The sequence below is a fragment of the Cupriavidus sp. GW822-FHT03E04 genome (assembly GCF_058801495.1).
Window position 1 is genome coordinate 105,338 of the sequence record NZ_JBXANI010000017.1, and the last position, 26,900, is coordinate 132,237.

Annotated in this window: 22 protein-coding genes; 8 read left to right on the forward strand and 14 right to left on the reverse strand. The window is 67.7% G+C overall.

Going from position 1 to position 26,900, the window contains the following annotated elements; all coding sequences use genetic code 11:
• Positions 1-175: 175 nt before the first annotated feature.
• From AC1RQC_RS24560 to AC1RQC_RS24585, 6 genes are read right to left on the reverse strand one after another with little or no spacing between them, the layout of a single operon-like run.
• Positions 176-1,906 carry a glycosyltransferase family 39 protein gene (locus tag AC1RQC_RS24560; protein ID WP_492884896.1) on the reverse strand — a complete coding sequence of 577 codons (1,731 nt, stop codon included), beginning with the start codon at positions 1,904-1,906 and terminating at the stop codon, positions 176-178.
• 51 nt (positions 1,907-1,957) lie between these two features.
• Positions 1,958-3,277, reverse strand: coding sequence for an ATP-binding protein (locus tag AC1RQC_RS24565; RefSeq protein WP_492826687.1), 1,320 nt, complete (start codon positions 3,275-3,277; stop codon positions 1,958-1,960).
• On the reverse strand, positions 3,274-3,945 hold the full coding sequence (locus AC1RQC_RS24570; RefSeq protein ID WP_492371235.1) for a response regulator: 672 nt from the start codon (positions 3,943-3,945) through the stop codon (positions 3,274-3,276). The genes AC1RQC_RS24565 and AC1RQC_RS24570 overlap by 4 nt, the downstream gene beginning before the upstream one ends.
• A gap of 41 nt (positions 3,946-3,986) precedes the next feature.
• Complete coding sequence (locus AC1RQC_RS24575) at positions 3,987-4,784, reverse strand: ABC transporter permease (RefSeq protein ID WP_492371236.1); 798 nt, start codon at positions 4,782-4,784, stop codon at positions 3,987-3,989.
• On the reverse strand, positions 4,781-5,449 hold the full coding sequence (locus AC1RQC_RS24580; RefSeq protein ID WP_492884899.1) for an ABC transporter ATP-binding protein: 669 nt from the start codon (positions 5,447-5,449) through the stop codon (positions 4,781-4,783). Before AC1RQC_RS24580 ends, AC1RQC_RS24575 begins: the two co-directional genes overlap by 4 nt.
• Positions 5,446-6,060, reverse strand: a complete 615-nt coding sequence (locus AC1RQC_RS24585) for an undecaprenyl-diphosphatase (RefSeq protein WP_492884901.1) — start codon at positions 6,058-6,060, stop codon at positions 5,446-5,448. Before AC1RQC_RS24585 ends, AC1RQC_RS24580 begins: the two co-directional genes overlap by 4 nt.
• Positions 6,061-6,416: 356 nt before the next feature.
• On the opposite strand from AC1RQC_RS24585, the gene groES reads away from it, so the two are divergent.
• The 6 genes from groES to AC1RQC_RS24615 all read left to right on the forward strand — a co-directional run bounded on the left by groES (position 6,417) and on the right by AC1RQC_RS24615 (position 14,444).
• Positions 6,417-6,707, forward strand: a complete 291-nt coding sequence (gene groES / locus AC1RQC_RS24590; protein WP_492371238.1) for a co-chaperone GroES — start codon at positions 6,417-6,419, stop codon at positions 6,705-6,707.
• A gap of 73 nt (positions 6,708-6,780) precedes the next feature.
• Complete coding sequence (gene groL, locus AC1RQC_RS24595) at positions 6,781-8,418, forward strand: chaperonin GroEL (protein WP_492371239.1); 1,638 nt, start codon at positions 6,781-6,783, stop codon at positions 8,416-8,418.
• A 480-nt stretch (positions 8,419-8,898) separates the two neighbouring features.
• Positions 8,899-9,465: an FMN reductase gene (gene msuE / locus AC1RQC_RS24600; RefSeq protein ID WP_492811943.1), complete on the forward strand. Its 567-nt coding sequence runs from the start codon at positions 8,899-8,901 to the stop codon at positions 9,463-9,465.
• 17 nt (positions 9,466-9,482) lie between these two features.
• Positions 9,483-10,631 carry an FMNH2-dependent alkanesulfonate monooxygenase gene (ssuD, locus tag AC1RQC_RS24605; RefSeq protein WP_492884903.1) on the forward strand — a complete coding sequence of 383 codons (1,149 nt, stop codon included), beginning with the start codon at positions 9,483-9,485 and terminating at the stop codon, positions 10,629-10,631.
• A gap of 145 nt (positions 10,632-10,776) precedes the next feature.
• Positions 10,777-11,985 (forward strand): acyl-CoA dehydrogenase family protein, encoded by a 1,209-nt coding sequence (locus AC1RQC_RS24610; protein ID WP_492884905.1) that lies wholly within the window; start codon positions 10,777-10,779, stop codon positions 11,983-11,985.
• Positions 11,986-12,338: 353 nt separating this feature from the next.
• Entirely contained in the window at positions 12,339-14,444 is a 2,106-nt protein-coding gene (locus tag AC1RQC_RS24615; RefSeq protein ID WP_492884907.1) for a HEAT repeat domain-containing protein, read from the forward strand.
• A gap of 63 nt (positions 14,445-14,507) precedes the next feature.
• On the opposite strand, the gene AC1RQC_RS24620 is transcribed toward AC1RQC_RS24615, so the two are convergent.
• The 8 genes from AC1RQC_RS24620 to AC1RQC_RS24655 all read right to left on the reverse strand — a co-directional run bounded on the left by AC1RQC_RS24620 (position 14,508) and on the right by AC1RQC_RS24655 (position 24,527).
• A complete protein-coding gene (locus AC1RQC_RS24620; RefSeq protein ID WP_477134584.1) occupies positions 14,508-14,918 on the reverse strand; it encodes a CBS domain-containing protein in 411 nt (136 codons plus the stop codon).
• Between the two features lie 348 nt (positions 14,919-15,266).
• Positions 15,267-16,628: an LLM class flavin-dependent oxidoreductase gene (locus AC1RQC_RS24625; protein ID WP_492884909.1), complete on the reverse strand. Its 1,362-nt coding sequence runs from the start codon at positions 16,626-16,628 to the stop codon at positions 15,267-15,269.
• A complete protein-coding gene (locus tag AC1RQC_RS24630; RefSeq protein WP_492884911.1) occupies positions 16,628-17,878 on the reverse strand; it encodes an SfnB family sulfur acquisition oxidoreductase in 1,251 nt (416 codons plus the stop codon). Before AC1RQC_RS24630 ends, AC1RQC_RS24625 begins: the two co-directional genes overlap by 1 nt.
• A 1-nt stretch (position 17,879) precedes the next feature.
• A complete protein-coding gene (locus AC1RQC_RS24635; protein WP_492811954.1) occupies positions 17,880-19,151 on the reverse strand; it encodes an SfnB family sulfur acquisition oxidoreductase in 1,272 nt (423 codons plus the stop codon).
• Positions 19,152-19,191: 40 nt separating this feature from the next.
• A complete protein-coding gene (locus AC1RQC_RS24640) occupies positions 19,192-20,034 on the reverse strand; it encodes an ABC transporter permease (RefSeq protein WP_492811956.1) in 843 nt (280 codons plus the stop codon).
• A complete protein-coding gene (locus tag AC1RQC_RS24645; RefSeq protein ID WP_492371248.1) occupies positions 20,031-21,038 on the reverse strand; it encodes an ABC transporter permease in 1,008 nt (335 codons plus the stop codon). The genes AC1RQC_RS24640 and AC1RQC_RS24645 overlap by 4 nt, the downstream gene beginning before the upstream one ends.
• Before the next feature lie 13 nt (positions 21,039-21,051).
• Positions 21,052-22,752 carry an ABC transporter substrate-binding protein gene (locus tag AC1RQC_RS24650; protein ID WP_492826669.1) on the reverse strand — a complete coding sequence of 567 codons (1,701 nt, stop codon included), beginning with the start codon at positions 22,750-22,752 and terminating at the stop codon, positions 21,052-21,054.
• A gap of 53 nt (positions 22,753-22,805) precedes the next feature.
• A complete protein-coding gene (locus AC1RQC_RS24655) occupies positions 22,806-24,527 on the reverse strand; it encodes an ABC transporter ATP-binding protein (RefSeq protein WP_492884962.1) in 1,722 nt (573 codons plus the stop codon).
• 457 nt (positions 24,528-24,984) lie between these two features.
• On the opposite strand from AC1RQC_RS24655, the gene AC1RQC_RS24660 reads away from it, so the two are divergent.
• Both AC1RQC_RS24660 and AC1RQC_RS24665 read left to right on the forward strand, forming a co-directional pair.
• Positions 24,985-26,007, forward strand: a complete 1,023-nt coding sequence (locus AC1RQC_RS24660) for a fatty acid desaturase (protein ID WP_492884913.1) — start codon at positions 24,985-24,987, stop codon at positions 26,005-26,007.
• 17 nt (positions 26,008-26,024) lie between these two features.
• The gene (locus tag AC1RQC_RS24665) at positions 26,025-26,852 is read left to right on the forward strand and encodes a phosphate/phosphite/phosphonate ABC transporter substrate-binding protein (RefSeq protein WP_492884915.1); all 828 of its coding nucleotides are present in this window, start codon (positions 26,025-26,027) and stop codon (positions 26,850-26,852) included.
• Positions 26,853-26,900: the final 48 nt, after the last annotated feature.

Below are 26,900 nucleotides of genomic sequence, written 5' to 3' on the forward strand. Positions count from 1 at the left end.
TCGTAGCGCCGGGCGGGGGATGCACCGGCAAGGAACAGGAGGCACCTTACGTGAGACGGCGCGTGGAACAAGGGGAGGGGTGGGTGCGGATAGCAAATGACAATCGTTACCGTTTTTCGTCGGCCACCCATGAAGAGCTAGATGCTGCGGCGTGCTGGATTTGCCCCGGCCGCGCTTAGCGGCCAGGCGAAGGCGGCACCGGAAAATTGGCTACCACGATGCGCCGCTGGTCTTGCGCAACCAGGTGCATGGGCACCTGGCGCGTGGTCAGCTCGCGGTAGGTATCGGCGGACATGATCGCCAGCGCCGGTGGCCCCTCGCGCCAGCGGGCGATAAAGCTGTCGAGCGTGGGCAGCCATTTCTGCGGCTCCTGCTGGGTGCCGAACTCCAGTTCGTCGGGGTGTTCCACCATCACGGTGGTGTGGCGCAGGTAGTACGGCAGGGTGTGGTCCAGCGTGCGCACGCCGTAGATCGGCATGTCGTCCTTGAGCACCGCCCGGATGGCCGGCACCAGGCTGGCGCCCGAGGCCGGGCCGCCGATCGATTCGTGCCCGAGCAGCGCGCCGGTAAAACCCGTGAACAGCGCTAGCGTGTAGACCACGATGCTCGGCATCAGGCCGTGGGTGCGCAGCAGCCGGCGCGCCAGCCACGTGCCCGCCAGCATCACCACAAACGCGGCGGTCACCCAGACCGCGTAGCGGCGGTAGTCGGCGGTCGCGGTGTGGTTGGAATGCAGCGTGGCCACCACCGGGCTGGCCAGCAACCCGATCGCCATGATCACCAGCATGGCGTTGAGCTGCTGGCGCCAGCCGCGCTCGCCGATGCGCTCCAGCGCCATGGCTGCCAGCATGCCAAGCGCCGGGAAGATCGGCACGATGTAGCCGGGCAGCTTGGAGCCGGACAGGCTGAAGAAGATAAAGATGGCGATGGCCCACACAGCCAGCAACAGCGCCGGCCGGAGGCGCCGCACCGTCGCCACGCGCGCCGCGGCGCCATCGTCGCGGACCACCTCCCACATGCGCGGCGCCAGGCCCAGCCAGGGCACGAAGCCCGCCACCAGCAACGGCACGAAGTACCAGACCGGCCCGCCGCGCGAGTGCACCGTCGAGGTGTAGCGCTGCCAGTGCTCGTGGATAAAGAAGAAATTCGGGAATTCGGGGTTGCGCGCCGACACCAGCCAGAACCAGGGCACCGTGACGATCAGCATCAGCCCGATGCCGGAGATCAGGTGCAGGCGCCGCCACAGGCCGAAGTCGCGCGAGATCAGGGTGTAAATCACCAGCACCAGCCCGGGCAGGGCGATGCCTACCAGTCCCTTGCTCAGGATCGCCACGCCCATGGCCACCCAGCAGGCCCACATCCAGTAGCGGCGGGCCGCAGGCGTTGCGTCGGGATGCTGTGCCACCAGCATGAAGGCCAGCACGCAGGCCATGGCGCCGGACAGCGTCATGTCCAGCGAGTTGAAGTGCGAGGCCACGCTCCACATCGGCGCGGCCACCAGCACCAGGCCGGTCAGCAGGCCAGCGCGAATGCCGTACCAGCGCGTTGCCGCAAACATCGACGCGATGAGGCCAACCATGCCGGACAGCGCCACGCACAGCCGGGCCTGCCAGTCGCCCACGCCGAACAAGGTATACGACAGCGCCGTCACCCACATATGGAAAGGCTGCTTCTCGAAGTACTTGAGCGCGTTATAGCGGATCGTTACCCAGTCCCCGCTGGCGAACATCTCGCGCGAGATCTCGGCGTAGCGGCCTTCATCGGAGCTGAGCAGGTGGCGCAAATCAAGCGTGCCGAACCACAGCAGCAGGATCAGCAGGCCGGCGAGCAGCCACAGGGCTGTCGGCAGGCCGGCCACCCGCCGGGCGAAGAACGCAGGGGAGCGAGAGTCGGATTGGGGATGCATCGGAGCTCCGGATAAGAATGAAGTCTAGCCATGCACGACCGGCGTTGCCTTTCACGCACCGCTTTGCGCCGGGAATACCACGGCCACCGTGAGCCCGCGGCCCGCCGGGCCGTCCTCCAGCAACACCGTGGCGCCATGGCGCGCGGCAATGCTCTGCACGATCGCCAGGCCCAGTCCGCTGCCATGCGCGTCGCTGGCGTCGCCGCGATGAAAGCGGCGGAACACATTGTCGCGCTCGGCCGGCGCGATGCCCGGGCCGCTGTCGCTCACGCCCAGCATGGGCGCGCCGTTGCGCCATTCGATGCGCAGGTCGACCCGGCCGCCCGGGCTGGTGTAGCGGATCGCGTTGTCGGCGAGGTTGCGCAGCAGGATGAAGAGATCGCCGCCCACGCCGCGCACCCGGCATTCGGGCGCGCTCGCGTCCAGGCCGAGGTCCACATCCTTGGCTTCGGCCATAGGCAGCAGCTCGCGCACCACCTGCACCGCCACATCGCGCAAGCGCACGTCGGCGAGCGGGGCCTGGGTGGCAGGGGCGCCGTCTTCGCTGCGTGCCAGCGTCAGCAACTGCGCCACCAGGTGGGTGGTGCGGTCCAGGCGCTCGCCCAGCTTGGCGAGCGCCAGTTTCTGCTTGTCTTCGCTGTCGGCGCGCAGGGCCAGCTGCAGTTGCAGCTTGAGCGCGGTGAGCGGCGTGCGCAGTTCGTGCGCGGCGTCGGCGACAAAGGCGCGCTGGGTGTCCATGGATTGCTGCAGGCGGGCCAGCAGGGCATTGAGGGCTTCCACCACCGGCACCAGTTCCGGCGGCCAGCCGTGCGCGTCCAGCGGCGCCAGGGTGTTTGCCGAGCGGCTGCCGACCGCGCGCGCGATCTCCTCGACCGGGCGCAGCGAGCGCCTGACCACCAGGTGGATCAGCAAGCCAAGCACTGGCACCAGCGCCAGGATGGGCAGCAGCGCGCCAAGCGACAGCGAGGCCGCCAGCTTGCGGCGAAACACCACCGATTGTGCGGCCTGCACATAGCGGTCCCCGGCGAGCACGCCGTAGATGCGCCATTCGCTGCCGTGCGCCTGCAGGTCATGAAATCCCGGCAGGTCCGCGCGCGGCAGCGTGACCGGGTGCGAGGCGTAGATCTGGCGGCCCTGCACATCCCAGGCCTGCACCACGATCTCCTCGTCAAGTTCGCTGCCGTTCAGCGGCGGCGTGGCGTCGCGCTCCAGATGTGTCGGCAACATGCGTGCCGCTTGCTGCAGTTGCGCATCGAAGACCTCGTTGGCTTCGCGGCGCACCTTGAAATAGGCGGCCGCGCCTGCCACCAGGGCGCATGCGAGCATGGCCCCGAGCAGGCCAGCCAGCAACTGGGCGCGGATCGTTCTCATGCCGGGCCGCCCAGCTTGTAGCCGACACCGCGCACATTGCGGATAAAGTCGGCGCCAAGCTTCTTGCGCAGCGCATGGATATGGACTTCCACTGTATTGCTGCTGATTTCCTCATTCATGTTGTAGACCGCCTCGCGCAGGCGCTCGTGGGTCACAACGTGGCCCGGCTGCTCCATCAAGGCCTGCAGCACCATGAACTCGCGCATCGACAGCGCCACGATCTCGCCGTCGCAGCGCACCTCGCGCGTGGCGGGGTCCAGGCGCACCGGGCCATGCGCCAGCTCGGTGCTGACGCGCCCGGCACTACGGCGCAGCAAGGCCCGGATGCGCGCGAACAGCTCGTCGAGGTCGAACGGCTTGACCATGTAATCGTCGGCGCCGGCATCCAGGCCGCGCACGCGGTCGGCGGTGGCGTCGCGCGCGGTCAGGATCAGCACCGGCAGCGCCAGCCCGCGGGCGCGCAGTTGCCGCAGCACCGCCTCGCCGGAGCGGCCGGGCAGGCCAAGGTCGAGCAGCACGGCGTCGTAGGTGCCGGGCGCATTGGCGGCCAGCGCGGCATCGGCGAGGCGGCCATCCCTGACCCAGTCGACCGCGTAGCCTTCGGCCCGCAGGCCTTCCTCTACGCTTTCGCCGATCATCGGGTCGTCTTCCACCAGCAGCAGGCGCATGGCATGGATTCCTTGGTTGGTGATGAGTGGGTGCCTTGGGGTCAACGGCGTTGCAGCCGGTCCAGGCGCAAGCGGTGGCGGTGGTCGGTCAGGCGCCGGACCGCCAGCGTGGCGGCCAGGATCACGCCCAGCATGCTGCCACCGGCAAGCAGGAACATCAGCAGGATCTGGTACCGGGCCGCGGCGATCGGGTCCATCCCGGCCAGGATCTGGCCGGTCATGATGCCTGGCATGGTGATGATGCCGGCCGCCGCCATGGTGTTCATGGTGGGCAGCATGCCGCTGCGCACCGCCTGGCGCACGATCACGCGCAGCGCCGCCTGGCGGTCGTCGCCAAGCGCCAGGCGTGCATCGATGGCGGCGCGCTGGTGCCAGACCGCGGTAAAGGCGCCATTGAGCGCCAGGCTCGCGGCGTTCATCACATTGCCCAGGATGATGCCGGCCAGCGGGATCGCGTGGCGGGCGTCGTACCAGGGCGTCGGGCGCAAGGCCGTGGTCAGCGCCAGCACGGTCACCAGCAGCGTCGGCAGGCTCACGGCGGCGGCGCCGATCAGCGCGTGCCAGGGCCCCGCCAGGCGGCGCTCCTGCCGGCTGCCCACCTCGCGGGCGGCTGCCGCGATCATGGCCGCTACCGTCAACGCGGTCACCAGCGGCGACGACAAGCCAAACACCGTGCGCAGCACCAGCCCGACCAGCAGCAGTTGCACCACCATGCGGCCGGCGGCCCAGAGCAGGTTGCGGTGCACGTCCAGCGACATCACCAGCGAGGCGCCCGCGCCGGCTAGCACCAGCAGGCTGGCCAGCGCCAGGTCATAGGCTGTGAGCGGGATCGGGCTCATGCCGGCACCGCTTCCAGCCCGGCGGCGCCGAGGCGATAGTGCCGGTCCTGCAGGCGTGCCGCCTGCGCGGGATTGTGCGAGACGATCAGCAGCCCCAGCCCCTGTGCCTTGCAGTCGTGCAGCAGCGCTTCGACGGCCAGCGTGGTCTCGGCGTCCAGCGCGGAGGTTGGCTCATCCAGTAGCAGGAAGCGCGGACGGCGCACCAGCGCGCGGATCAGCGCGAGGCGCTGGCGCTCGCCGGTGGACAGGCGGCTCACGGGCGCCTGCAGGATGTCCGCGGGCAAGCGCAGCCGCGCCAGCAGCGCCTGGGCAGCCGGCACGTCCGTCATATGTTCAAGCACGTCGTCGCCCCACCAGCCGGACTCGGCCGCCACGTACATGACCTGGCGCCGCCAGGCCGGACCGCTCATGCTCTCGCGCGGGGTATGGCCTAGCCGGACCTGCCCGCGATTGGGATCGAGATCGGCAATCATGCGCAATAGCAGGCTCTTGCCCGCGCCGGACGCGCCGGACAGGATCACGCAACTGCCGGGCGCGACGGTGAGGCTGAACGGCCCGCGGCCGGCGCCTTCGAGGCCGCTGATGTCCAGGCTGGCGTCGGCACCGCGCGTTGACGGCAGGGCGCCAACGGTGGCAAGGGGCGGCATCGTGTCAGCCGTTGTCATGGGTTGAGCCATCCGCGTGCGATGGGGTAGGCCAGCAGGTGCCGGTAAAGCTGCTCCGCGCGCACCGTGACAGCAGCAAGCAGCGGGCGCGTGAAGGCAGACGTAGCCACGGCCGCGCAGCATGCCGCTATCGCAAATGCGCCGACGATGTCCAGTGGAAAGTGTACGCCGAGGAAGACGCGGGCCCAGCCCGTTAGTGCCGCGGCTACCAGCAAGCCGGTACCGCTCAGGCGCTGGGCCCTGCCGGGCGCGCGCAGCAGGACGAAGGCCAGCGTGGCCAGCAGCGTGACGTGGTCGCTCGGGAAGGAGGGGTCGGCGGCATGCGCCAGGTAGGTATGCCCGACGCCCGCCATGAAGGGCCGCGGCATCGGCAGCAGCAGGCCGAACAGGGTCGAGCAGAGCCCGCCCAGCGCCACGGCCGCCAGGGCGCTCATCACCATCTGGCGCTCGCCCGGCCGCGCGCGCAGCCAGCCCGCGGCCAGCACCAGCGGCGCGGCTGCGATCAGTCCCTCGGCAAGGAAAGCGGCCACCCAGAGGCCGGCGCCAGACAGCCCAGCGGGGGCGTTCAGGCGCTGGAACAGCGTGAGGTTCAGGGCAAGGAGCGTCGGCATCGGGAACGTTGGATTCTGGCGATGCGACAAGGATAGGGCACAACGGCTTAAGAAACGCTTAAGGCTGCCTGGCTGGCCGTGCCCGGCCCCGCTCCATGCCGACGTCGTGGACCCGGGTAAATCATGCGGGTCGCGCAAGGCAGCGTGGGTGTGAACCCGATGTGCTCGCCACGTCAGGCGCGCTGTCAGGCGCGCATTCTAAGCAAATGCGAAACGATCAGTTGGCCGCGCATGGCGGTGCTTTCTATACTCAGCACTCACCGGCATCGAGTGCTGATTGCCAGCCCGCAGTGCCACCGTCGGCACTGGCATCCGCCGCCAACGAACTTCTCTCCTTCTTTCCTTCTGGAGCCAGCATGAGCCTTCGCCCACTGCACGACCGCGTTCTCGTCAAACGGTCCGACAACGAAACCCGCACGCAATCCGGCATCGTCATTCCCGACAGCGCCGCCGAAAAGCCGGACCAGGGCGAGGTGATCGCCGTCGGCCCGGGCCGGCGCAACGAAGCCGGCGAACGCATTGCACTGGACCTGCGCGCGGGCGACCGGGTGCTGTTCGGCAAGTATGCAGGCCAGGCGGTGAAGGTCGACGGCGACGAACTCCTGGTGCTGCGCGAGGAAGACATCCTGGCGGTGGTCGAGCGCTGAATCGCCGCGTGTCCGCCAGCATCGATCCAGTGTTTCCCGAACGAACCCGACAATCAAGACAGGACAGACAGCAATGGCAGCAAAAGATGTAGTGTTCAGCGACGTGGCCCGCGCCAAGGTGGTCGAAGGCGTCAATATTCTCGCCAATGCGGTCAAGGTGACGCTGGGCCCCAAGGGCCGCAACGTGGTGCTGGAGCGCAGCTTCGGCAGCCCTACCGTGACCAAGGACGGCGTCTCCGTGGCCAAGGAGATCGAGCTCAAGGACAAGCTGCAGAACATCGGCGCGCAGCTGGTCAAGGAGGTCGCTTCCCGCACCAGCGATAACGCCGGCGACGGCACCACCACCGCTACCGTACTGGCGCAGGCCATCGTGCGGGAGGGCGTCAAGTACGTCGCGGCCGGGCTCAATCCGCAGGACCTGAAGCGCGGCATCGACAAGGCGGTGACGGCGGCCATTGAAGAGCTGCGCCGCATCAGCAAGCCCACCACCACCAGCCGCGAGATCGCGCAGGTCGGCACCATCTCCGCCAACGGCGAAAGCGCCATCGGCGAGCGTATCGCCCAGGCCATCGACCGGGTCGGCAAGGAAGGCGTGATCACGGTGGAAGACGGCAAGTCGCTGGAAGACGAGCTCGAAGTGGTGGAGGGCATGCAGTTCGACCGTGGCTACCTGTCGCCGTATTTCATCAACAACCCCGACAAGCAGGTGGCGGTGCTCGAGCAACCCTACCTGCTGCTGGTGGACAAGAAGATCTCCAGCATCCGCGACCTGCTGCCCGTGCTGGAGCAGGTGGCCAAGGCCGGACGTCCGCTGCTGATCGTGGCCGAGGACGTGGAGGGCGAGGCACTCGCCACGCTGGTGGTCAACAATATCCGCGGCATCCTGAAGGCCGCCGCGGTCAAGGCCCCCGGCTTTGGCGACCGCCGCAAGGCACTGCTGGAAGACATCGCGATCCTGACCAGCGGCCAGGTGGTGTCGGAAGAGGTCGGGCTGTCTCTGGAAAAGATCGCGCTGGAGCAACTGGGCCAGGCGGGGCGCGTGGAAATCGGCAAGGAGAACACCATCATCATCGATGGCGCCGGCGACGCCGCGCAGATCCAGGCGCGGGTCAAGCGTATCCGCACCCAGATCGACGAGGCCAGCTCCGACTATGACCGCGAGAAGCTGCAGGAGCGCGTGGCCAAACTGGCCGGCGGGGTGGCAGTGCTCAAGGTCGGCGGCGCCACGGAAGTCGAGGTCAAGGAGAAGAAAGCCCGCGTGGAAGACGCGCTGCACGCCACGCGTGCCGCGGTGGAAGAGGGCATCGTGGCCGGCGGCGGCGTAGCGCTGATTCGTGCGCGCCAGGCCATCAAGGATCTGACGGGCATCAACCCGGACCAGCAGGCAGGCATCAAGATCGTGCTGCGGGCACTGGAGGAGCCGTTGCGCCAGATTGTTGCCAACGCCGGCGAAGAGGCCAGCGTGGTGGTAGCGCGCGTGGCCGAAGGGACGGGCAATTTTGGCTACAACGCGGCGACGGGAGAATATGGTGACCTGGTGGAAGGTGGTGTGGTTGACCCGACCAAGGTCACACGCACCGCTTTGCAGAATGCCGCTTCGGTGGCAGGCCTGATCCTTACCACGGATGCTGCGATCGTCGAACTGCCGAAGGATGAGGGACAGCTCGGCGCGCAGGGCGCGGCTGGCGGAGGCGGTGGACTGGATTTCTGAGGCCGTTGGATGAAGACGCGTCCGGCAAGGCATGAACGAAGGGGGTCCCGCAAGCGGGGCCCCCTTCGCTTCATGCATCGCCGCTGCGCATTCGGGCTGGAGCAGCACCAATCTTCGGCACCCTCTGCAGGGTCCTGGCGGGGATGCAAAGCTCGCATGCCTATATGCGTTTCGCGTGTCTATATATAGACGAAATTCATCCTTCGACGGCCAATTCCGTTGCGCTATCGTGAGGGGCTTGTAAGCGCTTGCCTAAGACGGCTGCGGTGGCAACGCCCCCCATCTCCACGCGGTTGCATCAGCAACAGCAGATCAGCAGTGTGCTCTGGGAGAACGGCGCGGATCCGTGCCAGGAATGGCGCACAGGCAAAGAACATGGCAATTCACGCGGGCTTGCTTCTTGCCTGATGCATTGCCGGCAACGAAATGCGCCCCGCGCGTGAATCCACAAACCATCGATATCGACAGGAGGTTCTTCCCATGGCTACACCGCTGAAAGTGGTCGCCGTCAACGGCAGCGCGCAGCAGCCCTCGCGCACGCTCGCGCTCGTGCAGGCACTGCTCACGGAACTGGATAGCCGGCTGCTTTTGCAAAGCCATATCGTCAACCTCGGCGATATCGCGCGTCCGCTGGGCGCGGCGCTGTCGCGCGCAGAGCTGCCGGCCGAGATTGAAAACGAACTGGTCGCCATCGAGTCCGCGGACCTGCTGGTGGTGGCCGCGCCGGTGTATCGCGGTTCTTATCCCGGCCACTTCAAGCACCTTTTCGACCTGGTGGGGCAGGAAGCGCTGGTGGACAAGCCGGTGTTGCTGGGGGCGACGGGCGGCAGCGACCGCCACGCGCTGGTGCTGGAGCATCAGTTGCGGCCGCTGTTCGGCTTCCTGCAGGCGCTCACGTTGCCCATCGGCGTGTACGGCAGCCCGGGGGATTTCCACAATGACCAGGTCAGCAGCACCGCGCTGGCCGAACGCATCCGCCTGGCCGCGGATCGTTGCGCGCCGTTGTTCGAAGCCAGCCGCAAATCGCCGCTGCAGCGCGCGGCTTGAAGGGGAGAACCGCGGCAATGAATGTCTTCTGGTTTCTTCCCACGCACGGCGACGGCCACTATCTCGGCACCACGGAGGGCGCGCGCCCCGTTTCGCTGGGTTATCTGAAGCAGATCGCGCAGGCGGCTGACAACCTGGGCTACTACGGCGTGTTGATTCCCACCGGCCGCTCCTGCGAGGATTCATGGGTGATTGCCTCCGCAGTGGCGCCCTGGACGGAGCGCCTGCGCTACCTGGTGGCAATCCGCCCGGGCATCATCTCGCCGACCGTGTCGGCGCGCATGGCCGCCACGCTTGACCGTATTACCAATGGCCGGCTGCTGATCAACGTGGTGACCGGCGGCGATCCGGACGAAAATCGTGGCGATGGGCTGTACCTCGACCACAGCCAGCGCTACGCGGCATCGGCCGAGTTCCTGCGCGTCTGGCGCCGCGTGCTGGAGGGCGAGGCGGTTCACTTCGATGGCGAGCATATCAAGGTGGATAATGCCAAGGCGCTGTATCCGCCGGTGCAGCGTCCTTACCCGCCCCTTTACTTTGGTGGCTCGTCCGAGCAAGCGCACGACCTGGCAGCCGAGCAGGTCGACGTGTACCTGACCTGGGGCGAACCGCCCGAGGCCGTAGCGCAAAAAATCGCCGATGTTCGCGAGCGCGCCGCGCGCCTTGGCCGCAAAGTGCGTTTTGGCGTGCGCCTGCATGTGATCGTGCGCCGTACCAGCGAGCGAGCCTGGCGGGCCGCCGATGAACTGATCGCGCAGATCTCGGACGAAACGATCGCCGCCGCGCAGAAGTCCTTCTCGCGCTTCGATTCCGTCGGCCAGCGCCGCATGGCCGCGTTGCACGGCGGCCGCCGCGACCAGCTGGAGATCTATCCCAACCTCTGGGCCGGCGTGGGCCTGGTGCGCGGCGGTGCCGGCACCGCGCTGGTGGGCAATCCACAGGAAGTGGCCGCACGGATCCAGGAATACGCGGATCTTGGCATCGAGAGCTTTATCTTCTCGGGCTACCCGCACCTGGAGGAAGCGTACCGCTTCGCCGAACTGGTGTTCCCGTTGCTGCCGGAGCCGTACGCCAGCCTGGGCCGCGGCGGCGCCACCAACCTGACGGGGCCGTTCGGCGAGATGATCGCCAACGACGTGCTGCCGGGCAGGAAGGCTGCGGCCTGAGCCGCAACCTCACGCGCTCGCGCCTGATCCAGATCGGCGAGCTGCGGGAGAGCCGGCCCAAGCCCGGCGAGCCGGAAGAGCCAGATGCCGCCGCTGGCGAGCCTCCCGTGTTTGCCATCGCTATCTAAACCCAGACAACAAACGCATGCCAGAATTCAATCCTTCCCAGGCGGATCTCTTTGCGCGCTTCCGCCCGATCTTTGCGCAGATCGCCGAACGCGCGGCCCAGCGCGAACAGGAGCGCGAGCTTGCTTTCGATGCGGTCGCCCTGCTTCGCGATGCCGGCTTCGGCGCTTTGCGCGTCCCGGTGGCGCTCGGCGGGCTGGGCGCGTCGGTCGAGCAATTGTTCGAACTGCTGATCGAGCTGGGCGAAGCGGATTCCAACTTGCCGCAGATCCTGCGCGCGCATTTTGGTTTTGTCGAGCGGCTCTATGCGGAGATAGCGCCAGAACTGCGGGAGCGCTGGCTGCAGCTCGTCGCGCAGGGCGCGATCTTCGGCAACGCCACTACCGAGCTTGGCGACGGCGCGCCAGGCAAGCACAAGACCACCTTGTCGCCGGATGGCGAAGGCTGGCGGCTCGACGGCGAGAAGTTCTACAGCACAGGCACGCTCTATGCCGACTGGATTGCCGTCAGCGCCAGCCGCGAGGGCAGTGCCGATCCGGTTTATGTGCTGGTGCCGGCCAATGCGCCGGGCATCGACCGCATCGACGACTGGCGGGGCTTTGGCCAGCGCCTCACCGGCTCCGGCACGACACGCTTTCGCGATGTGGCGGTGTCCGGCGAACAGGTGCTGAGCTTCCCGCGCAATGTGCCCACATCCATCACGGCTTACTTCCAGCTGGTGCATCTGGCGACGCTGGCCGGCATCGCCCGGGCCATCGAGCGCGACGCGGCCGCCTTTGTGCGCGCGCGCAAGCGGGTGTACAGCCACGGCAGCGCACGCACGCCAGCCGAGGATCCGCTGGTGCAGCAGGTGGTGGGCCAGCTTGCCGGCACGGCGTTCGTTGCGGCTGCCGCCGTCGCAGCCGTGGCGCAAGGCCTTGGCGAGATCGATCGCCTGCGCCAGCGGGGCGAAGCCGTTCCGGTCGGCTTGCTGGACGACGTGGAGTTGCGTACCGCCAAGGCGCAGGTCGGCATCGCGGACCAGGTGCTGGCGGCGGCCACGCGGCTGTTCGACATCGGCGGCGCTTCCGCGCTGGATGAAGACCGCCGGCTGGACCGCCACTGGCGCAATGCGCGGACACTGGCTTCGCATAATCCGACCCTCTACAAGGGCAGAGTTGTCGGCGATCACGTCATCAACGGCACGGCGCCGACTTACTACTGGTCGGTTGGGGCGAAGGCGGCCTGATTGTCCACATTGCCGGGTTGCGCCTGCACTTGAGATGCACGAAGCGCCTGTGATAACGTGTCGCGCCGGTTCGATGCGACATGGTTGCGTTGAGGCTCGAAGCGAGCAGTGTGTGCCGGGCGACGGGCGAGCTGGTCACCAATCCGTCAAGCTGGCGAACGGCAGGCGAACAATGCGTAGGCCTCGCGACCGTGCAATGGGGAGAGAAGCTTACGCACCGCGATGGACATCATGAGAGATATCAAGGAAATCCGGCGCATTGACTGCGCGTCCGATGCGCTGTTCGACGGGCGGCAACCGCGCGCGTTGCCGGTTGCGGACTACGACACGTGGGAAGGTCCGGGGGCCGGCACATGCGGCTGAAGGCACTGATGATGCGCGTGAAAGCGGCCCTTGCTGGCCATCGAGATGCCGCTGCTGACGATTCGGCCGGAGAAGGAATGCGTGCGCCGAGCGAAATCGAAGACCTGATCGCGTCCTTGAGGGCGCAGCCCCCTGACGAGCGGCGCGGCGCGAACGTCAGCCTCACCGATCCGGGGGTGGCCGATGCGTTCGTTGCGCCGTTGCTGGCCGCAGCGCGGGACCAGGACCCGTACATCCGCGCCAGCGCGATCCATGCGCTCGGGCACTACGACATGGAGACGCATGCGCAAGCGGCGCAGGCCGTGCATCGGGCGCTGGCGGGCGACCCTGACGCGTCGATCCGGGCGGCCGCGGCGGAAGCCCTGGCGAGCCAGTCGCCGAAGCACGTGCATGCGCTCGTGATGGTGCTCGTGCATGCGCTCGTGAAGGCGCTCGATGACGCCAGTGCCGAGGTCCGCAGGCAAGCCGCCCTGGCGCTCGGCGTCTTTCGCACGGAGCCGGCAGTCGAGGCACTGAAAGACCGCCTGCGCCACGATCAGGACGCCGGGGTGCGCGCCTCTGCCGCCTCCATGCTCGGTGAATTACAGTGTGCCGACCTGATCCCGGATCTGCGCGCGGCCGTCAACGACAGCGACGAGGGTGTACGGGCCACGGTACTATCCGCGCTCAGGGAGTGCGCCGGCGTCGAGGCGGGGCCGGCGTTGTGCATCGTATTCTTGGCCGCTTTGTCCGACACCTCGGCAATCGTCCGGGAAACGGCAGCCGAAGCCTTGCGGTTTTCGTCGCCGGAGGCCATCCCGGCGCTCATGCTTGCGGCAAACGACGAGGTGGCTGGCGTGCGGCTGCAGGCCGTCATCGCGCTGGGTTCGATGCAGGTGCATCAAGCCATCGACACCCTCGCCGACCGCATCTTCAGCGATCCGGACGAAGAGGTCCGTTATTACGCGGTCAATGCGCTGGGCGAGATGCGGCACGCGGGCGCCACGCAGCATCTGATTGACGCGCTCAACAATCCTGCCGAGACACGTCGGGTCCGCTGGGCGGTGCTCTGGGCTTTGGGCGACAACAACGACTTTGACGCGCTGCCGGCATTGCATGCGGCCCTGCAGGATCCCGACCCCGAATTCAGGGAGCGCGCCGCTGACTCGCTCGGCAGCCTCCCGTGGGAGGCGCATCCCGACACCACGGCCACGCTGCAAAGCCTCTGCCGTGCGCTGAGCGATGCCGAGCCGAACGTCAGGCGCAGCGTCTGCGACGCGCTCGCCAGCTTGCGCGATGCGCGGGCCGTCCCGTTTCTTGCCGGTGCGCTGCGCGACGGCGACGACGAGGTTCGGTGCAAGATCATCGAGGCCATCAGCCGCATCGACGCGAAGCACCATGCCGCCCTGATCCTGGGTTGCCTCCAGGATCCGAGCCGGCGCGTTCAGCAGTGCGCAGCCGAAGCACTCTGGCTCCCCGATGGTGCCGTCACACCGCCGGAAGCACTGGCCTTTCTGCGCGCCCCAGATGCGGATGCACAAGTAAAGGGGGCGCTGGCGAAGTCGCTGACGCGGCATGGCGACCCCGCAGCCATTGCGCACCTGATCGACGTGCTCGCCACCGCGCAGGCAGATGCGCGCGCTGGCCTCGTCGAAGCCTTGCGGGAGCAACCCGATCCGCGCGCGATGCCTTTGCTGCTTGGACTGCTGAGTGATGACGACGATGCGGTGCGTGGCGAGGCGGCGTTGGCGCTGGCGGCCATCGGTGACGATGACGCGGTTCCGCCATTGGCGTCGCGGCTCAAGCGGGAGCCTTCGCCGGATGTCCGGCGCCGGGTCGTCTGGGCGCTGAGCTTCTTCACGCCCGGCAAGGTGCTGCCGCTGCTGACGGGCAGCTTTGGCGACAGCGATCCCCATGTGCGGCAGCAGGCTGTCCAGGCGCTGGCCGAGATCTGCGATGTGTCCGAACTGCGCGACCTGCTATCGGCTCTGCCAAAACGGCGCGAGGATGTGAGGCAAGCGCTGGAGGAGGCGATCGAGGCACTCGAAAGCGACCCGATGCCCGACGAGGCTGGCGGATCCCGTCGCGTCGGCATCGGAACGGTGCACTACGCGTAGCGGCCGCCCTGCAAGGGGGAGGACAGTACTCCCCGCCCGGATATCTCGGATGCCATGTCTTTCCTAGGCGGCGCTATCCGGCGGCGTGGAACTTGCCGCCAACGATCGCAGAATGTCCCGCCAGCTCACGATGCCAACCGGCCGGAACTGCTCGTCGACGATGGGAATGCACGAGACCTGGTGGGCAAGAAATAGTGCAATGGCATCAGCAATCCCGGCCTCGGGGCGCAGCGTTACCGGCTTGCGCGTCATGATCTGGTGCACGCGCTTCTTGAGGGTATTGACGTCCCTGGCCGACTCTACCGTGCTGCCTATAAACGGGCTCATCGCGCGCAGCAGATCGCGGTCCGATACAACACCATGCAGCTTTCCGTCCTCTACGACGAGCACGTGGTGGAACTTAGCCTCGTCGAAGATATTCTTGATCGTTGCCAACGTGTCGTCGAACACGACGGTGACGAGCTTTTTGGACATGATGCTATCGATACTCACTACTAGCTCCATGTTTGTCTTTTCCTATGATCGTAAGCGATCCGCATGCGCATGCGCGCGCCTGGCCGGTCACAGACTGAAGCCGTGGTCTTTTCTATCGACTCCCTGGGGGAAAACTTGACCCTACTATCGGGGGGCTTGTATTTCTGTATGTACCGCTGCCTGGCGCCAGGTGCATGCCGATAGCAGTTGGGAGGGGCCCTTGGCGAGCATATTGCGGCCATTCGGCGCGACCGGCTGAGCCCGCTGGACAGCGCCTCGATGCGAGGTGTTCCGGGGGGATTCCTCGCCCTTGCGTGCCTTCGGTGCCTTCAATGGGGTGCGCGGGGCTCAGTCCCGGCCATGGCGAAATCCCGCCGCCGCGTGCCGCGCCGGCAGCCGATCGTCTTCGGCGAACAGCTTCTTGCGCAGGCTGCCTTCTGCATAGGCCGTCTTGTAGATGCCGCGATTCTGCAACTCGGGCACCACCAGGTCCACGAAGTCCTCGTAGCTCTCCGGCACCACGGTGCGGCTGAGGTTGAATCCGTCGATGCCGGTCTCGTCCACCCAGGATTGCAGTTCATCCGCAACCTGCTGCGCGTCGCCCACGATGGCGGGATAGCGGCCGCCAAGTTCGAACAGCTCCAGCAGCTTGCGCCGGGTCCACCCATGCTGCTGCGCGGTGCGCGTGGCCGACTCGATGGCGTTGCCGCCGCCGTAGTCCACCGGCGCGTCGAGGTCATAGCGGCCGAAATCCACGCCCGTGCTCGCGGCAAAGTGCGCTAGGCCGGCTTCGCGGCTGGCGTAGTCCTTGTACTCGGCGTGCTTCTGGCGGGCTTCTGCAGCAGTCTTGCCCGGTACCACGGCGGTGCCGGCAAAGATCTTGATGTCATCCGGCCTGCGTCCGGCGGCCACCAGTTGGTCGCGCAGTGCCCTCACGGTATGGCGGGCGGCTTCCTTGCTGGGTGGCGAGATGAACACGCACTCGGCATGGCGCGCGGCAAACTGCTGGCCGCGCCCGGAGCTGCCGGCCTGGAACAGCACCGGCGTGCGCTGCGGCGAGGGCTCGGCCAGGTGATAGCCATCGACCTTGTAGTACTTGCCCTCGTGCCTGACCTTATGTACCTTGCGCGGATCGGCGAACACGCGGGCGGCCTTGTCGCGCCGCACCGCATCGTCCTCCCAGCTGCCTTCCCAGAGCTTGTAGAGCACCTCCAGGTATTCGTCCGCGCGGTCGTAGCGCTCGTCGTGCGCGATCTGGCCGGCGAGGCCCATGGCGCGCGCGGCGCTGTCCAGGTAGCCGGTGACGATGTTCCAGCCAACGCGTCCGCGCGTCAGGTGGTCCAGCGTGGAGAAGCGGCGCGCCAGCAGGTAGGGCTGCTCGTAGGTCAGGTTCACGGTGACGCCGAAGCCAAGGTGCTGCGTGACAGCGGCCATCGCAGGCACCAGTAGCAGCGGATCGTTGACCGGCAGCTGGATCGACTCGCGCAGCGTCACGTCCACATTGCCCTGGTACACATCGTAGACGCCGACGATATCGGCGATAAAGAGCCCGTCGAACAAGCCGCGCTCCAGCGTGCGCGCCTGGCCGGTCCAGTACGTCAGGGTGTTGTAGTCAGCCGAGCGGTCGCGCGGGTGCGTCCATAGGCCGTGGTTGATATGCCCGGCGCAGTTCATGTTGAAGGCGTTGAGCAGGATTTCCTTGCGTGCCATTACAGCGCTCCATGCCGGGTCGGGAGCCGGTCGTTGAGGTAGAAGTTGCCGACGGCGTGGTACTTCCAGCGCACCGGGTCGTGCAGGGTGTGGGTGCGGGCATTGCGCCAGAAGCGGTCCAGGCCCAGGTGATCCAGCGTGGCGGCGGTGCCGCCCAGCTCGAACAGCTTGCTGCCCGCCAGCAGCGATGCCGTGGTGGTCAGTGCGCGCGCCTCTGCCACGGCGATGGAGGCCTCTGCCACGCTGCGTTCGGTGGGGGCCAACTGGGCGGCATCGACGATGCGCCCGGCGCGGCGCACCAGCGCTTCGGCTGCGCGCAGCCTAACCGAGACCTCGCCCACCTGGTGGATCGTCAGCGTGTCGTCGCTGGCGCGTTGCACGCCGGCGTCCACCCAGGGGCGGGCGCGCTCGCGTACGAAGGGCAGGGTGGCTTCGAAGGCGGCGCGGCCAATGCCGAGGTCGATCGCCGCGTGCAGGAGCTGCGCCACGGGGCCGATGGTGGTCGGCTGTTCAAAGGAGGCCAGGAAGGGCACTACCCATTCGGCCTCGACCCGCACGTTGTCGAAGGACACCGAGCCGCTGCCGGTGACGCGCTGGCCGAAGCCGTCCCAGTCGTCGACGATGGACACGCCTTCGGCGCGGCGCGGCACAAAAGCCAGGTAGGTGACCTCGCGCCCTTGCTCCTCGGCTACCACCAGCGTGGGGATCCAGTGGGCGAAGAGCGCGCCTGTGCAATAGAACTTCTTGCCGTCCACGCGCCAGCCGTCGCCGTCCGGCGCCAGCCGGGTGCGGCGCTTGAAGTCCTTGTGACCGATTTCGGCAAGGGCGTTGCCAAAGCGCTCGCCGGCGAGTGCACGCTCGTAGAAGAAGCGCTTTTGCGCCTCGCTGCCGCCCACACGCAGCACTTCCAGCGCGTAGAAATGGTTTTGCGGGATCTGCCCGAGCGAGCCGTCCGCGGCGGAAATGGTGGCAATGACCTCGGCGAGCGTGACGTTGGACATGCCGGGGCCGCCGTATTCGCGCGGCACCGTGATGCCCCACAGGCCGCTGGCGCTGAAGGCGTCCAGCTCGGCCCAGGGCAGGCGGCGCTCGCGGTCGCGCAATGCCGCCTCGGGGGCAAACCGGGCTGCGAGCTGGCGCGCGCTCAGGATGGCGTGGGCGTCGTCGCGGATCAGTTCGGGCGGCTGGGCGGGCGGTGCGGCTGGCGCGGGACGGCTATCGGTGGGAACCGGGGAGAGGAGCACGGACATATCAGTTCCAGGAGTGGCGCGCGGGCAGCACGTGGTTAAGGTGGTAGTTGCCGATCAGGTGGGTTTTCCAGCGCACCGGGTCGTGCAGCGTGTGGGCGCGCGCGTTGCGCCAGTGGCGGTCCAGGTTGTGCTTGGCGCGCGTGGCGGACGAGCCGGCGACTTCGAATAGTTTCTGGCTGGCTTCCAGGGCGATCTCGGTGGTCAGCACCTTGGCCTCGGCCACCGCCACGGAGGCGCGCGCGCTGGCTTCGGCATCCAGTGGCTGCGCGGCGATCGCGTCAAGCGTGCGGCCGGCTTCCAGCAGCACTTCGCGCGCGGCGTGCACGTCGATCTGCAGGCGGCCGACGTCCTGGATGATGTAGGGGTCTTGCGTGGCGTGCTCCAGGCCGGAGTCGATCCACGGGCGGGCGTACTGGCGCACGAAGGCGATGGCATCGGCCAGCGCAGCCTCGGCGATGCCCTGGTCGATGGCGGCCTGGATCAGTTGCGAGGTGGAGCCATACAGGCCCGGACGGTCGGCCAGCTGCCAGATCGGCAACACGTCCTCGGGCGCCACCGGCACGTTGTCGAACACCACGCTCCCGCTGGCCGTGGTGCGCTGGCCGAAGGAGGACCAGTCGTCGACGATGCGCAGGCCGCGCACCTCGCGCGGCGTCCACACCTGCACGCTGCGGCCCTGGTCGTCGAGCGCCCGTGCGGGAACGCGATGCGCGAACAGCGCGCCCGTGGCGTAGAAGCGTTGGCCGTTGAGCCGCAGGCCCTGGGCGGTTCCGGTGAGGCGGGTGGTGCCTTGGAGGATGGTCTGGCTGGTCTCGGAGCGGCGCTCGGGACCGGCGTTGCCCAGGCGCGCGCCGGTCAGTACCTCGCCATAGAAGCGGCGTTTCTGCGATTCGCTGCCAATTTCGCGCAGCACGCCCAGCAAGCCGAAGTGGTTCTGCGGGATCTGGCCGAGCGCCGGGTCGGCAGCGCAGAGGATGGTGAAGACTTCGGCCAGCGTGGCGTAGGACACATCGGCGCCGCCGTACTCGCGCGGCACGGTCATGCCGCCCAGGCCGCTTTCGGACCAGCGGTCCAGCTCGTCCCAGGGAAGGCGGCGTTCGCGGTCCCGCTCGGAGGCGCCGTCGGCGAATACCGCTGCAAGCTCGCGGGCGGCTTGCAGCGCCTCGGCATCGCTGGCGATGCGGCGCACGCGCTCCGGGTCGGGCAGCCGTGCCGGTGGCGCGGGAATGGGTGTGCAAATGGGTGTGGAAGGGAGATCGTTCAGTTTCGTCATGGCAGTCGTGTGTCGGGTCGGCGCGGGTCAGGCTGGCAGTTCAGGTTGGCAAAGCAGCCCGGCGCGCGCGGCGCAGGCGCGGGTTGAGCGCGGCCTGCAGGCCGTCGCTGAGCAGGTTGAGCGAGAGCACGGTGAGCACCACGGCCAGGCCGGGGATCGCGGTCATGTACCAGCCGGTGCGCAGCGCGTCCCGGCCCAGGCCGATCATCGAACCCCAGCTCACCACGTTGGGGTCGCCCAGCCCGAGAAAGGCCAGCCCGGCTTCGGACAGGATCGCGCTGGCCACCAGCAGGCCCGTGGAGACAATGATCGGCGTCCAGGCGTTGGGCAGGAGCTCGCGGAAGATCAGGTGCGCGTCGCTGGCGCCCACCGCCACGGCGGCCCGCACGTATTCGCGCTCGCGCAGCGTCAGGAACTCCGCGCGCACCAGCCGGGCCACGCTGGTCCATGAGGTCACGCCAAGCGCGAACACGATGGTGCCGAGGCTGGGCTTGAGCACCGCCACCAGGATGATCGCCAGCAGGAAGGCCGGGATGGTCTGGAAGAACTCGGTGATGCGGCTGAGCACCGCGTCCACGGCGCCGCGATAGAAGCCCGCCGCTGCGCCGATCGTGACGCCGATCGCTAGTGCTACCGCGGCCGACGACACGCCAACCAGCAGTGAAACGCGCGCGCCGTGTGCTAGCCCGGCCAGCAGGTCGCGGCCCATCAGGTCGGTGCCGAGCGGCGTGGCCGGGTCCGTGCCGGGCCAGACGAAGGGCGCGCCCACCATGTCGAGCGGATCGGCCGGGAACAGCACGCCGGCCAGCGCCGCAGCGGCTAAGACCAGCAGCAGGATGGTGCCGCCGAGCCAGATGGAAGGTTGCAGGTACCAGCGCTTCATGCCGCGCCTCCTTGTGTTGCCGAAGGCACGGGGGCCGAACCGGCCCGCACGCGCGGGTCAAGCACCGCCTGTGCCATGTCCACCAGCAGGTTGGCCAGCACCACCAGCACGCCGCTGAAGATCAGCACGGCCAGCAGCACCGGGATATCGCGGCTCTTGATGGCCTCGAAGGAGAGCTGGCCCAGCCCGGGCCACGCAAACACCGTTTCCACCACGATCGAGCCGCCCAGCAGCGCGCTGCTTTGCACGCCCAGCATGGTGATCACCGGCAGCACGGCGTTGCGCAGCGCGTGGCCAAAGATGACCCGCGCCTCCCGCGCGCCCTTGGCGCGGGCGGTGCGGATAAAGTCCTCCGCCAGCGTCTCGATCATCGACGCGCGCGCCAGCCGTGCATATACCGCGATGTAGTAGATCGCCAGCGTCAGCACCGGCAGCACCAGGTGATGGATGTAGTCGAGCAACAGCCGCAGGCCGTGGTAGCCGGCATTGACTTCGCGCAGCCCGCCGATCGGCAGCCATTCCAGCTGCACGCCAAACAGCACGATCAGCATCAGCGAGGTCCAGAACATCGGCGCCGAGTAGCCCACCGTAGCCAGCGCGGACAGCACGGTGTCGGTCAGGCCATGCGGGCGCCGTGCCGCCGCCACGCCCAGCAGCACGCCGCCGACGGTGGACAGCAGCAGCGCGGCACCGACGAGCGCCAGCGTTGGCCCAAGCCGGCCGAGCACGAGATCAAGGACAGGCTCGCCGAAGCGGAACGAGTAGCCCAGGTCGCCATGCGCGATGCGTCCGAGATAGCTTGCCAACTGCTCCGGCAGGCTGCGGTCCAGCCCGTAGAGCTGGCGCAGCTGCGTCACGTACTCCGGCGGCACGCTGCCGCTCTCGCTGGCGATCACATCCACCAGGTCGCCGGGCAGCGCCTTGAGCAGCGCGAAGTTGAGCACGGCGGTGGCGACGATCACGCCAAGAAGTTGCAGCAGGCGGCGCAGCAGGCGTCGGGTCATGCGCACGGCAACCTCACTTGGCGCTGAGCCAGACACGGGAGAAATTGTTCTGGCTGTGGTCGAAGGTATCCGTGACGTTGCGCAGGCGCTTGTCCCAGACGCCGAACCAGCGGAACTCGAACAGGTTCAGCAGCGCCAGGTCCTTCTGCGCCAGCTTCTGGAAATCCTGGTAGAGCTGCACGCGCTTGGCGGGATCGCGCTCGACCTGTGCCGCTTCGATCAGCTTGTCTGCTTCCGGGCTGGCATAGCCGGACGCGTTTTGCCACGGCGTGCCCTTGGACTCGGCCTTGGACCAGTAATGCTGCTCCACGCCGATCTGCGGATCCTGCCAGTTGATGCCCCAGGAACTGACCAGCTGGTAGTTGTAGTCGGTGAAGACGTTCTTGGTCCAGGTGGGCAGATCCTGGCCGCGCAGGTTCACATCGATGCCGACAGCGCGCAGCGACTGGCGCACGAACTCGCCGGTGCGGCGGTAGTCGTCCCCAAAGGGAATGAAGTCGTGATTGAGCTTGAAGCGGAATCCGTCCGCCTTGCGTGGGAAGCCGGCTTCGTCGAGCAGCGCTTCGGCCTTCTTGCGGTCGAACGGGTACTGCTGTGTGTCCTTGGTATAGAAGGTCTTGAGCAGGGAGGACACCGGCCCGGTGGCTGGCACCGCGTAGCCGCCCCACACCGTTTTGACCAGCGCATCGCGGTTGATCGCATACAGGATGGCCTCGCGTACCTTGAGGTTGCCGATGACCGGGTCGCGCAGGTTGGGGATCAGCCACAGCCAGCCGGCAAAGCCGTTGTAGCCCTCGGTGCTCACCACCAGGTTAGGCGACTTGGCCAGGCGGTCGGCGTCGGCAAAGGTTACCGGGTTGCGCTCCCCGTATTGCACCGCGCCGGTCTCCAGCGCAGTGGCGCGGCCCGCCACGTCCGGGATGATCTTGAAGGTGAGCTTGTCGAGGTAAGGCAGCCCCGGCGCCCAGTATTTGTCGAAGCGCTCCAGCGCGATATGCTGGCCGCGCACCCACTCCTTGAAAACGAAGGGGCCGGTGCCGACTGGCTTGTTGTTGTACGGATTGTTCGGGATGTCCGTGCCTTCGTAAAGGTGCTTGGGCAGGATCGGCGCGGCTACCACGTCGAGCGCGTTCAGGATCACCGGCGTTGGCTTGCCGAGCGTGAGCACCACCGTATGGCTGTCCGGCGTATCGACCTTGGCCAGGTGCTGGAACACGCGGCGTGCGGTGGGTGCGTGCTTGCGCCAGATTTCTTCAGCGGAGAATTTCACGTCAGCGGCGGTGAAGGGCTTGCCGTCGTGCCACAGTACGTTCTTGCGCAGCTTGAGCCGCACGGTGAGGCCATCGGGTGAGACGTCGACGCTCTGCGCGAGCTGCGGGCGCGGCTTGAGGTCGGGGCCGTAGTCCAGCAGGCCGTCGAAGATCTTGCTGACCACGGTGCGGCCCGGCGTGGAGGTGTTGATGAAGAACGCCAGCGTGGGTGGCTCGGGGTGCACCACGGCATCGAGAGCGCCGCCGCGCTGGGCGCCATCTTCGGTATTCGGCAGCGGTTTGGTCAGCGCGCTGGCCTCGGGCAGCAGGCCGGCGAACAGGCCACCGGCAAGCAGGGCGCCGGTGGCGCCAAGCAGCTGACGGCGTTGCGCGCTATGCGGCGCGGCGTTGTCCTGGGCAAGGGTGTCGGACGGCTTGGCGAAGGGGAAATCGTGTTCGTTCATGGGGCGTTGAGGTTCCGGTGATGCGGTAACTGCGGAAAAAAGACAGCAAGAGTTCAGCTGTGCGCGAGGGCAGGCAGCGGCGCTTCGGCGGCAGCGTCCGGAGGACAGGCCGGTCGCGCATGGCCGGGCATGGCCGCCAGCAGGGTGCGGGTGTAGGGATGTTGCGCACGCGTCCAGATGGCATCGGGATCGCCTGATTCGACGATCCGCCCCGCCTGCATCACGCACACACGGTCGGCGATATAACGCACGACCGACAGGTCGTGCGAGATGAACAGGTAGGTCAGGCCGTGCTCTGCCTTCAGGTCGACCAGCAGGTTCAGGATCTGCGCCTGGATGGAAACGTCCAGCGCGGATACGGGCTCGTCGCAGATCACCAGCTCAGGGCGCAGCACCAGCGCGCGTGCGATGGCGATGCGCTGGCGCTGCCCGCCCGAGAACTCGTGCGGGTAGCGGCTGCGTGCGCCCGTGCCGAGCCCGACGTCGTCGAGGATGGCGTCGATGCGGCGCGTGCGTTCGGCGCGCTCGCGCACGCCATGGATGGCCAGGGCATGGCCAAGGATGTCTTCCACGCGGTGGCGCGGGTTGAGTGAACCGTAGGGATCCTGGAAGATCAGCTGCACGCGGCGGCGCCAGGGCAGCAGCGCACCGGGCGCCAGTGCCAGCAAGTCCTGTCCGGCAAACGAGATGCTGCCCGCGTCGGCAGGCGCCAGCCGCAGGATGGCGCGCGACAGGCTGGACTTGCCGCAGCCCGATTCCCCCACCAGTCCGAGTGTTTCGCCGGCGGCGATGTCGAGCGAGACGTCGTTGACCGCGCTCACCCGATGCTCGCCGCTGGTGTATGAGACGCGCAGGCCTTGCACCGAGAGCAGCGGTGCAGCGTTGGCGGCCGGCGTGCGCAGCGCGGCCGCGCAAGGCGCTACCGGCGGCTTGACAAGCTGGAAGCCATCCTGGCCATCTGCGCGGATCTCCGCCAGCCGGTCGGTGGTGTAGTGCAGGCCCTGCGCGACGTGCAGCGATGCGCCAAGCAGGCCACGCGTGTAGGCGTGCCGGGGCGCGGCGAATACGCTCTGCGTGGCGCCTTCTTCCAGCTTGCACCCGCCGTACATCACCGCAACGCGGTCTGCATACCGGGCCACGACACCCAGGTCGTGCGTGATCAGCAGCACGGCCATGCCGAGTTCACGACGAAGGCTGTCGATCAGCGCGAGGATCTGCGCCTGGATGGTCACGTCCAGCGCGGTGGTCGGCTCGTCCGCGATCAGCAGGCGCGGCTTGCAGGCCACCGCCATGGCAATCATCACGCGCTGGCGCTGCCCGCCGGAGAACTGGTGCGGGTACGCATCGAAGCGGCGCGCCGGGTCAGGCAACTGGACCAGGTGCAGCAGTTCGATGGCCTGTGCCCGCGCTGCGCGGCGTGACAGCGGTGCGTGCAGCGTCAAGGCCTCGGCGACCTGCTGGCCGATGCTTAGCACCGGGTTCAGCGAAGTCATCGGCTCCTGGAAAATCATCGACACAGCGCGTCCCCGCAAGGCGCTCATCTCCGCCTCGCGCAGCGCAAGCAGGTCCACGCCGTCGAAGCGGACAGTGCCCGACAGCCGTGCATGCGCCGGCAGCAGGCGCATCAACGCCAGGGCCGTCGTCGATTTTCCGCAGCCGGATTCGCCGACCAACGCCAGCATCTCTCCGGCAGCGACCTGCAGGTTCAGGTCGCGCAGCGCATGATTGCCGGGAAAGTGCACGTTGAGGCCATGGATGTCCAGTAATGGCTGCAGGGTCACCGTGCCGGCCCGTGTGCCGGTTTGCGTGACTGGGGAGGGCGACGGAGCAGCGTGGCTGCCCGGCCTGGAGGCTGGATGCGCTAAGTAAACCATTCGCGCATTGCAGCATGGCGCCTCGGCTCTTTCCCACGAATTTTTTTGTAGATGCTTACTCGGTTCCGTGCGTGCGCTCGCTGCAGAAGTAAGCGTATCGAACGCCTGCCGAGGCGGTAAACCCGATGCCTGCGGGCCCGGCGAGCACTCCAGCAACAGCAGCGGTTAGCCGGCCCTGCGCTGCGCATATCCTTATCGGCATTCCTTCGTTCCCTTATTTTCCGTCGGCGCTAAGCTGGAGTGACATCCCTCGCGCCGGGAGCCATGCACATGGCGGAGCGCTGGGCGCGGGATGCCCTGGGTGTTCGCATCGCCTCGATTGCCGACCAGCCCGCCACCGATCGACGATGACGAAGCCATGGCAATCTACCTGGATGACATTCAACGCGCCGAGATTGCGCGCGCCTCCCGCCGTTGGTTATGGCGAGCGGAGGCGCCCACCTGGCTGCTGATCGCGGCGGTCTATGGCGGGTGGTTTGGCATTGCCTTCAACGCCACCCGCATCGGCCTGCCGCTGGCTGTTGCGCTGCTGGCCCTTGTCACCGCCTGGTATATGTCTGTGCAGCACGAGTTGCTGCATGGTCATCCGACCCGGCTGGCCTGGTTCAATGCGCTGTTCGGCATGGTGCCGCTGGCGGTATGGTTTCCCTACGGGCTGTATCGCCGCGAACACCTGCGCCATCACGAGGCCGATGATCTCACCCATCCGGGCGCCGATCCGGAGAGCTATTTCATGCTCTCCGGTGACTGGCAGGCGGCCGGTCCGCTAGGGCGGGTGCTGCTGCGCTGTCGCAATACATTGGCGGGGCGTGTGCTGATCGGCCCGGCCTTTGCCATTGCGCAGACTGCGGCCGGCGCAGGGCGCAAGGTGCGCGACGGCGATCTGCGCGACCTGCCGATGTGGCTTGCGCACCTGTTGGCGTTGGGCGCGTTGCTGGCCTGGCTCGACCGCATTTGCGGCATAGCGCCGTGGCTGATGTTGGGCGGCGTGGCCTATCCGGCGCTGTCGCTGTCGGCGGTACGCTCCTTCCAGGAGCACCGTGCCCATGCCTTGCCGGCATGCCGCAGCGTGATAAACGAGGCCGCGTGGCCATGGCGCTTGCTCTTTCTCAACAACAACTATCACCTCGTCCACCATGATCTGCCCGCGGTGCCCTGGTTCGCGCTGGGGCGTATCTATCGTCGCCGCGCGGCCGACTACCAGCGGCGCAGCGGCGGTTTCGTGGTAGATGGCTACGGCGAATGGCTGGCGCGCTTCTCGCTGCGTCCGGCCGCGCCCGTGGTGCATCCGCTGTTTCACGGTCCTGTACGTGACGCGGTGCCCGTTGCAACAGGAAGCGGGCAGGCCAGCAACGATGCCCGTGCGCAACTGGCGGGGTGAACGTGGAAGACCGGCCGATGACCGAACGCAAGCACTGGGTGGCCGCGCTACCCATGTATAACCTGACACCCGCGCTGCATACGGACTGGCTGGCGCTGATCGCACGCGTGGCCGACGTGCTCGCGCGGCAACGCGACCCGCTCCAGCTGAGCATCGTCGAACCCGCCGCGACGGTGGAGGCGCTGCACGACTTCTGGCGCCGGCCGGACCTGCTGCTCTCGCAAACCTGCGGCTATCCGCTGGTGCAGGGCCTGCGGCGCCATGTGCGCATCATTGGCACGCCTCGGTTCAATGCGCCGGGCTGCGACGGCGCCAGCTATACCAGCGCCATCGTGGTGCGCGCCAATGACGGGCCCGCCACGCTCGGCGCATGCTGCGGATTGCGCGCGGCCTACAACGATGAGGGCTCGCACAGCGGCATGAACGCGCTGCGCTACGCGGTGGCGCCGCTGGCGCGGGACGGCCGCTTCTTCTCCGGCACGGTGCGCACCGGCTCGCATCTGGCATCGCTTGACGCCGTGGCCAACGGCGCGGCGGATGTCGCCGCCATCGATTGCGTCACGCTGGCGTTCGCGCGCGATCACCTGCCCGAGCGTCTTGTCGCGCTGCGTCAGATTGGCCGCACCGAGGCCGCCCCCGGACTGCCGCTGGTGTCTTCGCGCCACGCCGCCCCGGCGCATAGCGCGCGCGTTGGCGCGGCGCTGGCCCAGGTGCTTTCCGGCGAGCCGGCACTGGCGCGCCGCTTGCGCTTGCGGGGCATTGCGCGGACCGGACTGGCGCACTACGAGCCGGTGGCGCAGATGGCCCGCGCCGCGGTGGCGGCCGGCTACGCGCGGCTGGTCTGATCGCGGATCAACGCCGCCTGATGCGCGTCGCGCACGCAGGCGCGTTTG

What these genes read in the sequence shown, in the direction of transcription:
- AC1RQC_RS24565 (WP_492826687.1), bottom strand. Translation starts at nt 3,277, where the DNA reads ATGAGAACGATCCGCGCCCAGTTGCTGGCTGGCCTGCTCGGGGCCATG.
- AC1RQC_RS24570 (WP_492371235.1), bottom strand. Translation starts at nt 3,945, where the DNA reads ATGCGCCTGCTGCTGGTGGAAGACGACCCGATGATCGGCGAAAGCGTA.
- AC1RQC_RS24645 (WP_492371248.1), bottom strand. Translation starts at nt 21,038, where the DNA reads ATGACCCGACGCCTGCTGCGCCGCCTGCTGCAACTTCTTGGCGTGATC.
- ssuD (WP_492884903.1), top strand. Translation starts at nt 9,483, where the DNA reads ATGAATGTCTTCTGGTTTCTTCCCACGCACGGCGACGGCCACTATCTC.
- AC1RQC_RS24640 (WP_492811956.1), bottom strand. Translation starts at nt 20,034, where the DNA reads ATGAAGCGCTGGTACCTGCAACCTTCCATCTGGCTCGGCGGCACCATC.
- AC1RQC_RS24630 (WP_492884911.1), bottom strand. Translation starts at nt 17,878, where the DNA reads ATGTCCGTGCTCCTCTCCCCGGTTCCCACCGATAGCCGTCCCGCGCCA.
- AC1RQC_RS24660 (WP_492884913.1), top strand. Translation starts at nt 24,985, where the DNA reads ATGGCAATCTACCTGGATGACATTCAACGCGCCGAGATTGCGCGCGCC.
- AC1RQC_RS24575 (WP_492371236.1), bottom strand. Translation starts at nt 4,784, where the DNA reads ATGAGCCCGATCCCGCTCACAGCCTATGACCTGGCGCTGGCCAGCCTG.
- AC1RQC_RS24665 (WP_492884915.1), top strand. Translation starts at nt 26,025, where the DNA reads ATGACCGAACGCAAGCACTGGGTGGCCGCGCTACCCATGTATAACCTG.
- AC1RQC_RS24580 (WP_492884899.1), bottom strand. Translation starts at nt 5,449, where the DNA reads ATGACAACGGCTGACACGATGCCGCCCCTTGCCACCGTTGGCGCCCTG.
- msuE (WP_492811943.1), top strand. Translation starts at nt 8,899, where the DNA reads ATGGCTACACCGCTGAAAGTGGTCGCCGTCAACGGCAGCGCGCAGCAG.
- AC1RQC_RS24610 (WP_492884905.1), top strand. Translation starts at nt 10,777, where the DNA reads ATGCCAGAATTCAATCCTTCCCAGGCGGATCTCTTTGCGCGCTTCCGC.
- AC1RQC_RS24560 (WP_492884896.1), bottom strand. Translation starts at nt 1,906, where the DNA reads ATGCATCCCCAATCCGACTCTCGCTCCCCTGCGTTCTTCGCCCGGCGG.
- groES (WP_492371238.1), top strand. Translation starts at nt 6,417, where the DNA reads ATGAGCCTTCGCCCACTGCACGACCGCGTTCTCGTCAAACGGTCCGAC.
- AC1RQC_RS24615 (WP_492884907.1), top strand. Translation starts at nt 12,339, where the DNA reads ATGCGGCTGAAGGCACTGATGATGCGCGTGAAAGCGGCCCTTGCTGGC.
- AC1RQC_RS24635 (WP_492811954.1), bottom strand. Translation starts at nt 19,151, where the DNA reads ATGACGAAACTGAACGATCTCCCTTCCACACCCATTTGCACACCCATT.
- AC1RQC_RS24585 (WP_492884901.1), bottom strand. Translation starts at nt 6,060, where the DNA reads ATGCCGACGCTCCTTGCCCTGAACCTCACGCTGTTCCAGCGCCTGAAC.
- groL (WP_492371239.1), top strand. Translation starts at nt 6,781, where the DNA reads ATGGCAGCAAAAGATGTAGTGTTCAGCGACGTGGCCCGCGCCAAGGTG.
- AC1RQC_RS24620 (WP_477134584.1), bottom strand. Translation starts at nt 14,918, where the DNA reads ATGTCCAAAAAGCTCGTCACCGTCGTGTTCGACGACACGTTGGCAACG.
- AC1RQC_RS24650 (WP_492826669.1), bottom strand. Translation starts at nt 22,752, where the DNA reads ATGAACGAACACGATTTCCCCTTCGCCAAGCCGTCCGACACCCTTGCC.
- AC1RQC_RS24625 (WP_492884909.1), bottom strand. Translation starts at nt 16,628, where the DNA reads ATGGCACGCAAGGAAATCCTGCTCAACGCCTTCAACATGAACTGCGCC.